Source organism: Pseudomonas sp. CGJS7, from assembly GCF_036961695.1.
In genome coordinates, this window is sequence record NZ_JBAMDI010000076.1 from 13,627 (window position 1) to 26,552 (window position 12,926).

Annotated in this window: 13 protein-coding genes; 10 read left to right on the forward strand and 3 right to left on the reverse strand. The window is 61.4% G+C overall.

All coding sequences use genetic code 11. The features are described 5' to 3' along the window. Positions 1-17: 17 nt before the first annotated feature. On the reverse strand, positions 18-650 hold the full coding sequence (gene yihA / locus V7787_RS33430; protein WP_010951522.1) for a ribosome biogenesis GTP-binding protein YihA/YsxC: 633 nt from the start codon (positions 648-650) through the stop codon (positions 18-20). 201 nt (positions 651-851) lie between these two features. Here yihA and V7787_RS33435 point away from each other — a divergent pair, with 201 nt between their 5' ends. From V7787_RS33435 to V7787_RS33465, 7 genes are all read left to right on the forward strand, one after another. Then, the gene (locus V7787_RS33435) at positions 852-1,154 is read left to right on the forward strand and encodes a c-type cytochrome (protein WP_003252992.1); all 303 of its coding nucleotides are present in this window, start codon (positions 852-854) and stop codon (positions 1,152-1,154) included. A gap of 31 nt (positions 1,155-1,185) precedes the next feature. After that, positions 1,186-1,803: a c-type cytochrome gene (locus tag V7787_RS33440; RefSeq protein ID WP_020191157.1), complete on the forward strand. Its 618-nt coding sequence runs from the start codon at positions 1,186-1,188 to the stop codon at positions 1,801-1,803. A gap of 151 nt (positions 1,804-1,954) precedes the next feature. Further along, complete coding sequence (dsbA, locus tag V7787_RS33445; RefSeq protein WP_003252987.1) at positions 1,955-2,587, forward strand: thiol:disulfide interchange protein DsbA; 633 nt, start codon at positions 1,955-1,957, stop codon at positions 2,585-2,587. Positions 2,588-2,599: 12 nt separating this feature from the next. Further along, positions 2,600-3,454: an endonuclease/exonuclease/phosphatase family protein gene (locus V7787_RS33450; protein ID WP_003252985.1), complete on the forward strand. Its 855-nt coding sequence runs from the start codon at positions 2,600-2,602 to the stop codon at positions 3,452-3,454. 27 nt (positions 3,455-3,481) lie between these two features. Continuing rightward, a complete protein-coding gene (locus V7787_RS33455; protein WP_064490885.1) occupies positions 3,482-5,419 on the forward strand; it encodes a GGDEF domain-containing protein in 1,938 nt (645 codons plus the stop codon). Between the two features lie 73 nt (positions 5,420-5,492). Next, entirely contained in the window at positions 5,493-6,281 is a 789-nt protein-coding gene (locus tag V7787_RS33460; protein ID WP_020191154.1) for an N-acetylmuramoyl-L-alanine amidase, read from the forward strand. 203 nt (positions 6,282-6,484) lie between these two features. After that, a complete protein-coding gene (locus V7787_RS33465) occupies positions 6,485-8,083 on the forward strand; it encodes an EAL domain-containing protein (protein ID WP_019437393.1) in 1,599 nt (532 codons plus the stop codon). A 14-nt stretch (positions 8,084-8,097) separates the two neighbouring features. Here V7787_RS33465 and V7787_RS33470 read toward each other — a convergent pair whose 3' ends face one another. Both V7787_RS33470 and algB read right to left on the reverse strand, forming a co-directional pair. After that, a complete protein-coding gene (locus tag V7787_RS33470; RefSeq protein WP_064490884.1) occupies positions 8,098-9,879 on the reverse strand; it encodes a KinB sensor domain-containing domain in 1,782 nt (593 codons plus the stop codon). Further along, positions 9,876-11,222: a sigma-54-dependent response regulator transcription factor AlgB gene (gene algB / locus V7787_RS33475; protein WP_010951528.1), complete on the reverse strand. Its 1,347-nt coding sequence runs from the start codon at positions 11,220-11,222 to the stop codon at positions 9,876-9,878. Before algB ends, V7787_RS33470 begins: the two co-directional genes overlap by 4 nt. A 210-nt stretch (positions 11,223-11,432) precedes the next feature. Between algB and V7787_RS33480 the strand changes: the two genes are divergently transcribed. From V7787_RS33480 to V7787_RS33490, 3 genes are all read left to right on the forward strand, one after another. Then, complete coding sequence (locus V7787_RS33480; protein WP_064490883.1) at positions 11,433-12,254, forward strand: BON domain-containing protein; 822 nt, start codon at positions 11,433-11,435, stop codon at positions 12,252-12,254. A gap of 174 nt (positions 12,255-12,428) precedes the next feature. Further along, positions 12,429-12,719 carry a hypothetical protein gene (locus V7787_RS33485; protein WP_003252968.1) on the forward strand — a complete coding sequence of 97 codons (291 nt, stop codon included), beginning with the start codon at positions 12,429-12,431 and terminating at the stop codon, positions 12,717-12,719. A 43-nt stretch (positions 12,720-12,762) separates the two neighbouring features. Then, positions 12,763-12,924, forward strand: a complete 162-nt coding sequence (locus V7787_RS33490) for a DUF1328 domain-containing protein (protein WP_003252966.1) — start codon at positions 12,763-12,765, stop codon at positions 12,922-12,924. The last annotated feature ends 2 nt before the right edge of the window (positions 12,925-12,926 follow it).

Genomic DNA, 12,926 nt, shown 5'->3' on the forward strand with positions numbered 1-12,926 from the left:
GGGTCAGGCGCAAACCACTAAACGACCGGCTTGTCTTCCAGTTCCATCCAGTCCGCCAGCACTCGGTAGGCGTCTTCCACGCCCAGGCGCTTGGGTGCCGAGAACAGCTGGATGGTCACGCCATCCCCCCAGCCCTTGCGGATTTCCGACTGCACTTTCAGCAATGTGTTCTTGCCCGCGCCGTGGGTCAGCTTGTCGGCCTTGGTCAGCAGGATGTGCATCGGCATGCTGCTGGCCTTGGCCCAGTCGAGCATCATCTTGTCGAAGTCGGTCATCGGGTGACGCACGTCCATCATCAGGATCACGCCACGCAGGCACTCACGGCTGCCCAGGTAGGCTTCCAGGTGTTTCTGCCAGTGCTGCTTGAGCGGAATCGGGACTTTTGCATAACCATAGCCCGGCAGGTCGACCAAACGCCGTTCATCGTCCAGACTGAAGAAATTCAACAGCTGGGTGCGCCCGGGAGTCTTCGAGGTACGCGCCAGGCTGGCATGGGTCAGGGTATTGAGGGCGCTGGATTTGCCGGCGTTGGAACGGCCGGCAAAAGCCACCTCGTAACCCTGGTCGTCCGGGCATTGTTCGACCTTGGCTGCGCTGAGGGCGAATTTGGCTTTCTGGCAGAGGCCGAGGATGGGGTTCTTGACTTGCATGGGATATCCGATGTGGGTGTTGCCTGACTTTGTAGAGCCAAGCCTGGCAAGCGGTGTCGTTTCCGTTTGGATGGCGGAAGTATATAATGCCCCAGTTTTTGTGTGCTCATTCTCCCAGCGAAGGAGAACGGGCATGGGGTGTCGAACAATAGCTCGCGCAACAGAACGCAGCGCGGCCCCCAACCCTGAAGGTCGTTCCGCATGGCGAAATGGCTGCTTGCTGTCGGTATGTTCCTGCCGTTTTTCAGCGCACAGGCTACACAGGATCCCGAGGTGTTGTACAACCGCACGTGTGCGGCCTGTCACACCGGGCAGTTGCCACAGGCACCCAGACGGGGTGACCGGGCAGCATGGGAGCCAAGGCTGGCGCAAGGCATGGATGTACTGGTGAAGCACGTGACCCAGGGTTTCAAGGCTATGCCGCCGCGTGGATTGTGCATGGACTGCAGTGCCGAGGACTACCGTTTGGTCATCCTTTGGATGAGCGGCAGTCCCGATACATAACATTTCACCCTTAGCCGTGTTGGATTAGCTGATGAACAAACTAGTCGTGAGTCTGCTGTTGACCTTGGGTGTCGCTGGTGCGGCCACTGCTGCGCAACCTATCAAAGGCGATGCCGCCGCTGGCCAGGCCAAGACCGCCGTGTGTGGCGCCTGCCACAACCCCGACGGCAACAGCCTGGCACCGAACTTCCCGAAACTGGCCGGCCAAGGCCAGCGCTATCTCGAAAAACAACTTCACGATATCAAGTCGGGCAAGCGTACCGTGCTGGAAATGACCGGCATGCTGGCCGCATTCAGCGACCAGGATCTGGCCGATATCGCCGCCTACTTCTCCAGCCAGAAAGGCAGCGTGGGTGCCGCCGATCCCAAGCTGGTCGAGCGCGGCCGCGCGTTGTTCAATGGCGGCGACCTGGAAAAGGGCATGCCGGCCTGCACTGGCTGCCACTCGCCCAACGGCGCGGGTATCGCCCTGGCCGGCTTCCCGCACCTGGGCGGGCAGCACTCGCAGTACGTGGCCAAGCAGCTCACTGACTTCCGCGAAGGCAACCGCACCAACGATGGCGATGCCATGACCATGCGCACCATCGCTGGCAAGCTGAGCAACCGTGACATCGAAGCGTTGGCCAGCTACATCCAGGGCCTGCATTAACTTTCGGTTAATGTTGTAGGTCAATGATGAAAGGGCGGCCGGGCTGCCCTTTTTTCCGTCCGCAGCCGTTACACTACAGAACTCGAGCCCTTCCCGGCCTGTCTCAGTGCAGGTCGCGTCGTGGCGACCCATGACTGCTCAGGAGTAAAGCATGCGTAAACTGATTCTCAGCGCTGCGCTGGTCGCCGCCAGCGTATTCGGTATGACTGCCGTTCAGGCCGCCGAGCCTGTCGCCGGCAAGGAATACATCGAGCTGAGCAACCCTGTTCCGGTTTCCGTGCCTGGCAAGATCGAAGTCGTCGAGCTGTTCTGGTACGGCTGCCCACATTGCTACCACTTCGAGCCGACCATCAACCCTTGGGCTGAAAAGCTGCCCAAGGACGTCAACTTCAAGCGCGTACCGGCCATGTTCGGTGGCCCGTGGGATGCACACGGCCAGATGTTCCTGACCCTCGAAGCCATGGGCGTCGAGCACAAGGTTCATGCCGCGGTGTTCGATGCCATCCAGAACCAGCACAAGCGCCTGACCGACAAGAACGACATGGCCGACTTCCTCGCCACTCAAGGTGTGGACAAGGACAAGTTCCTCGCCACCTTCGACTCGTTCGCCATCAAGGGCCAGGTCAAACAGGCCAAGGAATTGGCGAAGAAGTATGAAATCACCGGCGTACCGAGCATGGTCGTCAACGGCAAGTACCGCTTCGACCTGGGGACTGCCGGCGGACCGGAAGGCGTGCTGAATGTCGCCGACCAGCTGATCGACAAGGAGCGCGCTGCCAAGTAGGCGGCGTCACCCATGCCCCGCTTCAGAGCTACGCGTGGCATTGGCCTGCACGAGCCGCAGGTCAACGAGCATCACCTGCAGGCCCCGGGCCTGCCCGAGGATGGCCGGCTGCGGCTGCTCAGTTTCAACATCCAGGTGGGCATCAGCACCGAGCGCTACCGCCATTACCTGACGCGTAGCTGGCAGCACCTGCTGCCGCATAACGGGCGTGCCGGTAACCTGCAGAAGATCGGCAGGCTGCTGGGCGACTTCGACCTGGTGGCCCTGCAGGAAGCCGATGGTGGCAGCCTGCGCTCGGGCTACGTCAACCAGGTCGAACACCTGGCCCACTTGGGGGCCTTCCCCTACTGGTACCAGCAGCTCAACCGCAACCTTGGGCGTTTTGCCCAGCACAGCAACGGTGTGCTCAGCCGCCTGAAGCCGCAACTGCTCGAAGACCATCCGTTGCCTGGCCCGGCCGGGCGTGGTGCGATTCTGGTGCGGTTTGGCGAAGGCGAAGATGCGCTGATAGTGGTGATGATGCACCTGGCATTGGGGGCCAAAACCCGCGCCCTGCAGCTGGGTTATATCCGCGAGCTGATAGGCGGTTACCGTCACCAGGTGCTGATGGGTGACATGAACACCCATGCCACTGACCTGCTGGAGCATTCGCCGCTGCGCGATTTGGGCCTGGTCGCCCCACAAGTCGAGGCCACCTTCCCCAGCTGGCGACCGCAGCGTTGCCTCGATCATATTCTGCTCAGTTCAAGCCTCACGCTGGAGCGTGTCGAGGTGCTGGCGCAGCCAATTTCGGACCACCTTCCCGTTGCTGTCGAGATTCGATTGCCTGATGCATTGACTGTGGATACGCTGCCGGTTTTGAGCTAATTGCCATCACCGTTTGCGGACCCGGGCATGACTGAAGACGCTGAGCGCTGGAAAGAAAAATACCTTAAAAGCATCGAGCAGCAAGAAAAGCTCGAGCGCCGTTGGGATGCCCGTCTTGACCTGCTGCGCCGAGGCCTGGTGCGCAGCACCCTGGCTGCTGAAGGCAGTGACAAGGTGGTAGACGAGTGCATGAAGGAAATGCGCGATGTCATTCGCAGCGACAATATGGACGCCGGCCTCGCTGGCTTGATTCCGCGCCTTGAGAAAGCGGTACTGGATTCCGAACAGCGTCGCGAAACCCGCATGAACCAGGTCAGCGATGCGCTGACCGCACTGGTTGGCCAACTGCAAGGCCTGCCCCTGCCCAGCGATATCTCGCGGCCATTGAAAAAACTGGCGAAGAAGCTCGAGGGCGGGGTTGCCCAGTCACGCGAGCTGCCGCCGCTGTTGGGCGAGTTGAGCGGCTTGCAGGGGCGCGCGCTGTCGGCCCTTGGCAAGCCGAGTGAAGAAGCCCGACCCGGTTTTCTGCAGCGGTTGTTTGGAAGCCGCGAGGAAGATGCACAGGCAGGAGCAGAGCTTGCGCCGGTAGCGTTACCTGCTGCCGAGGTTGTACCCCAGGCAGCCGGCAGTGCCGAGCCCTCGCGGCACGATGACGTCGATGCGCTACAACCGTTGCCGGCTCCTGCTGCTCCGACTGCCGAGGTGGCCGAAGCGCCCGAGCTTGAGCTGGAGGCATTTGGCCCGGCGCTGATCGAAACGGCCGAAATGCCGCCAGCCCCGTTGCCAAGGGACAAGGCGCCATTGCCGGAAGCTGAAGTTTCCGCCAGCGAGCCGTTGGCTGAGGCAGAACCCTTACAAGCCCTTGAAGAAACCTTTGGTGAAGACGGCCCCTATGCCCTGCCCTACGCAGTGGAGCCGCCTTACAGCCAGGTTGCCGCGCACATCGAGCAGACCCTGATCGGTCTGCTCGATGACCTCAGCCTGCCCGAGCGACACAAGGCTCAGGCGCAGGAAATGCGCGAGCGGGTTGCTCGCGGCTTGAACTGGTACGAACTGATCCCGGTGCTGGATGACTTGGCAGTACTCATGCTGGCGATCACCGACAGCGGTCAGCACGAATTCGAAACCTACCTGCAGCAGCTCAATGAACGCCTGGAAGGTTTCCAGAGCCACCTGCACGAGGCCAGCGCCGGCCACGCGGACAACAGCACCGCTGCCCGCGAGCTGGATAGCCAACTGCGTGAGCACGTCGACGGCCTGCAGAGCAGCGTGCAAGGTGCCGCCGATGTAGACAGCCTCAAGCACATTCTGGAAAACCGCCTGGAAGGCTTGCTGGTGACGATGGACGAGCACAAGCACGAGCGTGATCGCCGCGAGCAGGAACTGGCCGGTCGCCTGCAAGGCTTGTCGGAGCGGGTGGCGAGCATGGAGCATGAGGCGCTTGGCTATCGCGAGCACCTGGAAGAACAGCGCCAGAAAGCCCTGCTGGACCCGCTCACCGGCCTGCCCAACCGTGCGGCCTGGAGCGAGCGAGTCGAACGCGAAATGCTTGACTGGCAGGAAAACGGCGGCCATCTGGCGATGGCGATTCTTGACCTGGACCATTTCAAACGCATCAACGACAACTATGGTCATCTGGCTGGGGACAAGGTCCTCAAGATCGTGGCCGACCAGTTGCGCAAGCGTCTGCGGGGCCGGGATTTCATCGCCCGTTTTGGCGGCGAGGAATTCGTCTTGCTGCTGCCGCAGACTACGCCCGCAGTCGCTGCGCAAGTGGCCGAGGTGTTGCGTGCCACAGTCGAAGCCTGCCCATTCCACTTCAAGGGAGAACGGGTGGTGATCACCACCTCCATCGGCCTGGGTGCATTCCGTTCTGGCGAACGCAGCGACCAGGTGCTCAAACGGGCCGATGCAGCGCTGTACCGGGCAAAGGAGCTGGGGCGTAATCGCGTCGAGCATGGTTAGCCAGCCGCTGTCCGGCAGGCACAGCGCATGTGAGCACGTTATACTGTAGCGCTCATACGCTGAGGCCACTGACGTGCTTTCCACGCTTAAAAAAACCCTGATTTCCTTTTTGCTGTTGTCTGTCGCCGGTTGCTCGACGGGCCTGCGCATCGACCGCAGTCACCCTTCGGCCAATCAGGACAACCGCATCCAGTTCGTTGTCCTGCATTACACCAATGCTTCGCTGGAGCGCTCCCTGGCGCTGCTTACCCATGGTGAAGTCAGCAGCCATTACCTGATCGGCGATGGCCCGGCTACGGTGTATCAGCTGGTAGATGAAAACCGTCGCGCCTGGCATGCCGGTGAGAGCCAGTGGCAGGGGCGTACCTGGCTGAACTCCTCGTCCATTGGTATCGAGATCGTCAACCCAGGCTTCACCGACACCCCGAACGGCCGGGTCTGGCACCCTTACAGCGAGGCGCAGATCCAGTCGCTGATCGCGCTGCTCAAGGACATTGTCAAACGCAACAACATCGAACCACGCCATATCATCGGCCACAGTGACATCGCCCCGCTGCGCAAGCTGGACCCGGGGCCATTGTTCCCGTGGAAGCGCCTGGCCGACGCCGGGCTGGGTATCTGGCCGGATGCCAACGCCGTGGCACGGCAGCAAGCCTACTTCAGCGTCAACCCGCCAAGCGTTGGCTGGTACCAGCAGGAGCTGGCACGGTTTGGCTATCAGATCGAGCAGACCGGCGTGCTGGATGTCGCCACACGTCATGTGATCGCCGCCTTCCAGATGCGCTTCCGCCCGCAGCGCTTCGACGGTATGCCGGATGCGCAGACAGCAGCGATGCTGCAGGTACTTAACCGCATGCGTTGAGTCACGGCGGGCGGGGTCCTTGTTGCAAGCCTTGCGCTGCGAATAGGCGAGTTGGGTCGACGCAGTTGTATCGACTTAACGGTCTCATCGCAGCCACAAGGCTGTTTCTACAAAGCGCGTGGGTGGATTGCAGCGAAGCGCCAAACGGTGAGGGTGATTATTGATTCCGTTGCTATACCTTGGTTATCAACTGGATGCCTTCGATGTCAGCCTTCATCGCCTTGCTGCGCCAAATTTTTTACCGTCCCTGGATGCTGGCCACTTTGGCAGCGCTGGCCAGCGCCGCGGTGTTGCTCTCTGCCAGCATCGGCATTGCCCTGCAACAAATGAAACAAAGCGAAAGCGAACAGATGAATGCCCAGGGCGAGCGTTTTCTGGAACGGCTCGAACAGGTGTTCGGCCAATTGCGCGAAGGGGTCGACCTGCTGCAGGCCCAACCCTTGCGCGGCTGCAGCCCGGCAATGCTGGCAGCCTTGCAGCAGGTTGGCCTGAACTCGCGGTTCATCTATGAAGCGGCTTATGTAGATGGCAATGTTGCCTGCTCCAACCGCGGTGATGAGCGAGCGTTCGTTCCCTTGCGGGCGCCAGATATCCAGGGGCCAACGTACAGCTACTGGCTTAACACCACCACCGAGCCGAACGAGAACCTGGCAGCACTGATGCTGGGCCGGGGCAAGTTTCTGGTTTCCACCTCCCGTGGGCATTTGACCGATGTGGTGGACCTGCCCCCAGGTGGCAGCCTGGTGGTGGTGCTGGACAACGGCGCCCGGGCCATTCCGGTGCTTGGCCCGCCACAGGTATGGCCACCACCCTCGGCCTGGTCGACCAGCCACAAGTCGCTGCTGGAACTCAGTGATCGGCTGATCTACCGAATGCCGACCAAGTCGCCGGATTACCAGTTGGTGCTGATTGCCCCGAGGGCCAGTCTGCCGTTGAAGATGAACGGCATGCTCTGGTTGCTGTTCCCCGGTAGCGTGCTGGCGGCCTGCTGCATCGGTTGGTTGGTTCTGCAGTTGATTCTGCAACGACGGTCGATGAGTTCAGAGTTACAGAATGCCTTGCGTCGTGGAGAGCTGCAGGTGCTCTACCAGCCAATCATCGAGCTCGACAGCCGGCGCTGTGTGGGCGCCGAGGCCTTGGTGCGCTGGCGCCGCCCGGACGGCACCCTGACCAGCCCGGACCTTTTCATTCCGCTGGCGGAGAATACCGGGCAGATTCGCCAGATCACCGACTTTGTCCTGCAGCGTGTGCTTGAACAGCTAGGACAGCTACTGCGCTCGCACCCCAAGCTATACATATCGATAAACCTGGCGGCCTGCGATGTGATGGTGCCACGTATTGGCCGGGTGGCGGCGCGCTTGCTGGCCTTGCATCGAGTGGCGCCCAGCCAGATTGCCTTCGAGGTGACCGAGCGCGGCCTGATCGACGTGGTGGTCGCCCGTGACAATCTGCAGGCGCTACGCGCCGTGGGGCACCAGGTGCTGATCGACGACTTTGGTACCGGTTATTGCAGCCTGGCCTACCTGCAAACCCTGCCGGTGGACTGCCTGAAGATCGACAAGGCATTCATCGACGCTCTGGGCCACGATGCCGCCAGTAGCGGCGTGGCCCCGCATATCATCCGCATGGCCCATGACTTGCACCTGCGGGTAATTGCCGAAGGAATCGAGTTCGAGGACCAGGCGGTGCTGCTGAACAGCGAGGGGGTCAATTATGGCCAGGGCTGGTTGTTTGCCCGGCCGCTGAACGCCCGGCAGTTTGCCGAGTTGGTGACTCGTGGGCACCTGCCGCGGCGGGTGTAGGCGCGTTGAAGCAATCAGACCGGTAACGCCATGTAGAACTGGGTCCCCTGCCCCGGCCGCGAAAACACGCCCATGCGCCCTCCGTGCAGCTGCACAATTTCCTTGCACAGCGCGAGCCCCAGCCCAGCGCCGCCTTTCTTGCGACCTACCTGCACGAAAGGCTCGAAGATGCGCGCTTGTTGCCCATAGGAAATGCCCTCTCCGTTGTCCTCGACGCTGATGATCACCCGTTCTGCATGCCGTCTGGCATGCAGGCGGATGCGCCCGCCGTTGGCGGTATGGCGGATGGCGTTGTGCAGCAGGTTGTCCAGCACCCGGTCCAACTGGGCGACGTCGGCCTGGATGCGCGGTAGCGGCGGGTCCAGTTCCTTGATCAACTCGATCTGCTTGTGCGCGGCCTGTTCGGCAAAGCGCGATTGCGCGTGGTCCAGCAGGTCGTCGATGGCACAGGGGGCCAGCTCGAGCTTTTGCAAACCGCTCTGATAACGGGAGAAGTTGAGCAGGTCGTTGATCAGTTGGGTTAGACGCTGCATTTCTTCGCCGATGGTTTCCAGCAGGTCGTTCTCGCGGGCTTCGGGCGGGAACTTGATCCGCTCGCGCAGCAGGCCAAAGGCCATGTGCATGCCGGTCACCGGGGTACGCAGTTCGTGGGAGGCGCGCAGCACGAATTCGCTGCGCACCCGCTCGAAGGCCCTTTGCTCGGTCACATCGTGCAGCACCATCACCGCGCCGAGGATTGGTCCCTGCGGGTGGCTGACCGGGGTCAGGCTGTAGGTGAGCAGACGTGATTCTTCATCGACCTCCATGTTCAGGTCGTCCGGTGGGCGGTCGAGGCTGCCCCCGCGCAGAACCTGGCGCAGTTGTTGCTCAAGCTCGGGTCGCTGCAGGGCTTCGACCAGGCTGCTGCCCACGCGGCTGTCGTTCCAGCCCAGCTGGCGCTGCGCCACCGGGTTGAGGTGCTCGAGGCGGCCCTGGCGGTCGATGATCAGCAGGCCGTCGTCGATGCTGTCGAGTACCGCCTGTAAACGCTGCTGGCCGGCCAGCAGCTCGTCGACGTTGGTGGCCTGGTGCTTGCGCAAGGCATCGGCCATCAGCCCAAAACGGCGGGTCAGCTGGTTGAGCTCGGCGGCCTGGGCGACCGGCAAGGTCACATCGAAATTGCCCTTGCCCAACTGGTCGGCCGCCTTGGCCAAGGCTTCGATCGGCTGGCCGAAACGCCGGGCGATGTTGTGCGCGGTGATAAAGCCCAGTATCAACACCACCAACCCCATCAGGCCGAGTACACCACTGACCAGCAATGCGCGGTCACGGGTGCGTTCCTCGCTACGGGTAATCAGGTCCAATGCCTGCTTGTGGGAATCGATGAGGTCGGTGCGCACCTGATTGAACGCGGCCCCAAGCGGCTGATCGACACCCATGCTGCGAGCGGGTGTGGCGCTGTCGCGATAGGTCTGGAGGAAGGCCTGGTAATTGCTGCTCGCCTTGCTGAAACCGGTGCGCTCACCGCCTTGTTCCAGCCCTTGGTTGAGCAGGTCCTGGAAGTTGTCCTGCAGCAGCCGCAGGCTTTCTGGGGCGGTGTCTTCATCGAGAATCAGAATCATCTGTTCGCCCAGGTTCTGGCGCAACTTCAGCCCCACTTCCAGGGCATGGGTGGTGTCGCGCACCAGTCGCTGTTGCACTGTAGCCATCTGCAGCATGCTGACCAGACCCAGCAGCAGCCCTAGCAACGCCACGGTGACGAGCGTCGAGATGCTGAGGAAAAGCCGCGTACGCAGCTTCATGGGCGGCCATTTCATAGGTTGTACTGCTTGCGCTTGCGGTACAGGGTAGAAGCATCGATGCCCAAGGTCTTGGCTGCTTGGTCGAGGGTATCGCTGGCGGCCAGTACGGCACCGATATGGGCACGCTCCAGCTCATCCAGGCTAAGTGCGGCACCTACGCGCGGGGCACTGCCGGCGGGTTGTTCACCCATGCCCAGGTGGCTGATCTCCACGCGTTCCTGCGGGCAGATGATGCTGGCCCGTTCCACTACGTTGCGCAGTTCGCGAATGTTGCCAGGCCAGCGGTAGTTGAGCAGGGCGGTTCGCGCCTCGTCACTGAAACCGCGGGCGGGCCGGGAGTATTCCTTGACGAAACGGGCGAGGAAGCGGTCGGCCAGGATGAGGATGTCTTCACTGCGCTCGCGCAGCGGGGGCAGGTGCAGGGTAATCACGTTCAAGCGATACAGCAGGTCTTCGCGAAAGCGGCTTTCGCGCACCATCTCTTCAAGGTTGAGGTTGGTGGCAGCCAGGATACGTACATCGGCACGCCGGGTAACCGGGTCGCCGACGCGTTCGTATTCCTTGTCCTGGATGAAACGCAACAGTTTGGGCTGCAAGGTCAGCGGGAAATCGCCGATCTCGTCGAGGAATAGCGTGCCCCCGTCAGCCTGGCTGACCCGCCCGAGGGTGCTTTCGCTGGCGCCGGTGAAGGCGCCGCGGGTATGGCCGAATAGCTCGCTTTCCATCAGCTCGGCGTTAAGCGACGGGCAGTTGATGGTCACGCAGGCTTTGCGTGCACGCTTGCTCCAACCATGGATGGCCCGTGCCAGCTCGCCCTTGCCGGTACCCGATTCGCCAAGGATGAGGATGTTGGCGTCAGTGATGGCGACTTGGCGGGCGGTTTCAAGCACCGCCATCATGGCCGGGCTATGGGAGTCGAGGCCGTCCTTGGGTTTGCGTATTTCACCTTCCAGCGCTTCCAGGCGTGCAGAAAGCTGGCGCACCTCCAGTTGCTTGGCAGTGGCCAGGCGCAACTGGTCGGGGCTGCATGGCTTGACCAAGTAGTCGGCAGCGCCGGCCTGGATGGCATCTACTGCGGTGTCGATCGCCGAGTGCGCGGTGACGATCACCACCCGCATCCACGGGGCCTGGATACGCATCTGTGCCAGCACGTCGAGGCCGTTGTCTTCCCCCAGGCGCAAATCGAGGAAGCATAGGTCGAACACCTGGCGCTGCAGCAGGGTTTCTGCCTGGGCGGCGCTGTTGGCCGTGGCCACGCTGTAGCCCTCGTCTTCCAGGCAGTAACGGAACGTGCGCAGGATCGCGGACTCGTCATCCACCAGCAGAATTCGGCCTTGGTTGTCCTGGGCTGATTCCATTTCCTGTGCTCCTTAGGGAAAGATCTTTATTTAGTGTGGGAAAAATCGGGCAAGTTGCATGGTCAATTCTGAAGGATTCTGTCCTTTGCATGCTAGCCAGTGGCCAAACGATGTCTACAAGCCGTGATTCTTCAATGATTTGCTTAGAGACACGCGCTGGCACATTGGTTGCGATGATTTTCAGATTTTGCCCACGAAGGAGGCGCTTTCATGCCCTTTTCCCTGCGTACAGCCGTTTTGGCCGCCACGCTGCTGCCAATCCTTACCCCCGCATTCGCCGACCCTGTGCAGGACGCGCGCCTGGAAGGCGCCCTGCAAACCGCCTTGTCACTGAACCGCATGCTTGATTCATTTCGCATCAAGGTTGAAGTGGACGGCAAGCAGGCGCGGCTTTCCGGTGAGGTGGAGAACGAGGTCGAGCGGCAGCTGGCCGAGGACGTGGCCCGTGCTACCCGGGGCATCGAACAGGTAGAGAACCTGCTGCAACTCAATGCCCAACTGGTGGAGCGTCCGCAGGAGCTGCGTGCCTACGCCCAGCGCCTGGAGGACGTGACCCTGGCGGCGGTGATCCGTGCTCGGCTGTTGTGGAGCCGTACCACCGAAAAGGCACCTATAGAGGTACAGAGCAGCGAGGGTGTGGTGACGTTGCGTGGCAAGGTCGACAGTGCCGAAGCCAAGGAGCTGGCGGGCGTGGTAGCGCGTACCACCGACGGCGTGTACCTGGTCAACAACCTGGTCAGCCTCGATACCGCCGCCATGGCCAAGGCGCGGGAAACACCGGCGGGCGCGCCAATCGGGCCGCAACCAAGCGACAGCTGGATCGTCGACAAGATCCAAAGTAGCTATCGCTTCAGCCGCAACCTCGATGGCCTGAACCTGAAGGTGGCCAGCGAAGCAGGCATGGTGCGGCTCTCGGGCGAGGTGGTCAGCGCGGAGCAGAAAACCATCGCCGTGGAGATCGCCCGGCAGATCATCGGCGTACGGGGCGTGGATGCTGACCTGCTGAAAGTCGCGACCAAGGTGGAAGGCTGATCGTGCAATTCGCACGACCACACAGGCGTCATCGTGCAGGATACGTCCTCACGGTGTTTTTTAATAATCACTAACTAGTTGATTTATAAGGATTTTATTTAAATCAAAAGGCTGGCATGCAGGCTGCAATTACCTGTTCAGGTTTGAACAAAAAATACAGCAGGAGGAGCCAGCATGAACCGCCAATCCGTCAACCGCTCGCAGAGCGCTGCACTGCCTTTGCGCCAGATGCTGACACTCGGCATGGCGATGCTGCTGACCTTGGCCGCTGGCCTCTTCTATTACAGCTTGCAGACGGCGCGTCTGGCTGAGCAGGTGGCGGCTCAGACTGCCCTGTTGACGCAAATTCAGGCAACTCGTGCCAACACCTTGGTCAAGGCCGCTGACTGGCAACCAGCTGGCCAGGCCATTGCCTCACCGGCCACTGTGGAAAAAGTTGTTCCCCAGGAACGCTGGGTTTTCTGACCAGGCGGCCGGATCGATTCCGCAAAAAGAAAGGAGAACTACCATGCTGAGTTGGGCTATCACTTTCCTCATCATCGCCATTGTCGCCGCCGTATTGGGCTTCGGTGGTATCGCGGGCGCTGCTACAGGTATCGCCAAGATCCTGTTCATTGTCTTCCTGGTGTTGTTTGTAGCCTCCTTCTTCTTTGGACGCGGACGAGGTTGAAG

Coding starts and splice junctions, on each gene's coding strand:
- yihA (WP_010951522.1), bottom strand. CDS start 650: ATGCAAGTCAAGAACCCCATCCTCGGCCTCTGCCAGAAAGCCAAATTC.
- V7787_RS33435 (WP_003252992.1), top strand. CDS start 852: ATGGCGAAATGGCTGCTTGCTGTCGGTATGTTCCTGCCGTTTTTCAGC.
- V7787_RS33440 (WP_020191157.1), top strand. CDS start 1,186: ATGAACAAACTAGTCGTGAGTCTGCTGTTGACCTTGGGTGTCGCTGGT.
- dsbA (WP_003252987.1), top strand. CDS start 1,955: ATGCGTAAACTGATTCTCAGCGCTGCGCTGGTCGCCGCCAGCGTATTC.
- V7787_RS33450 (WP_003252985.1), top strand. CDS start 2,600: ATGCCCCGCTTCAGAGCTACGCGTGGCATTGGCCTGCACGAGCCGCAG.
- V7787_RS33455 (WP_064490885.1), top strand. CDS start 3,482: ATGACTGAAGACGCTGAGCGCTGGAAAGAAAAATACCTTAAAAGCATC.
- V7787_RS33465 (WP_019437393.1), top strand. CDS start 6,485: ATGTCAGCCTTCATCGCCTTGCTGCGCCAAATTTTTTACCGTCCCTGG.
- V7787_RS33470 (WP_064490884.1), bottom strand. CDS start 9,879: ATGAAATGGCCGCCCATGAAGCTGCGTACGCGGCTTTTCCTCAGCATC.
- algB (WP_010951528.1), bottom strand. CDS start 11,222: ATGGAATCAGCCCAGGACAACCAAGGCCGAATTCTGCTGGTGGATGAC.
- V7787_RS33480 (WP_064490883.1), top strand. CDS start 11,433: ATGCCCTTTTCCCTGCGTACAGCCGTTTTGGCCGCCACGCTGCTGCCA.
- V7787_RS33485 (WP_003252968.1), top strand. CDS start 12,429: ATGAACCGCCAATCCGTCAACCGCTCGCAGAGCGCTGCACTGCCTTTG.
- V7787_RS33490 (WP_003252966.1), top strand. CDS start 12,763: ATGCTGAGTTGGGCTATCACTTTCCTCATCATCGCCATTGTCGCCGCC.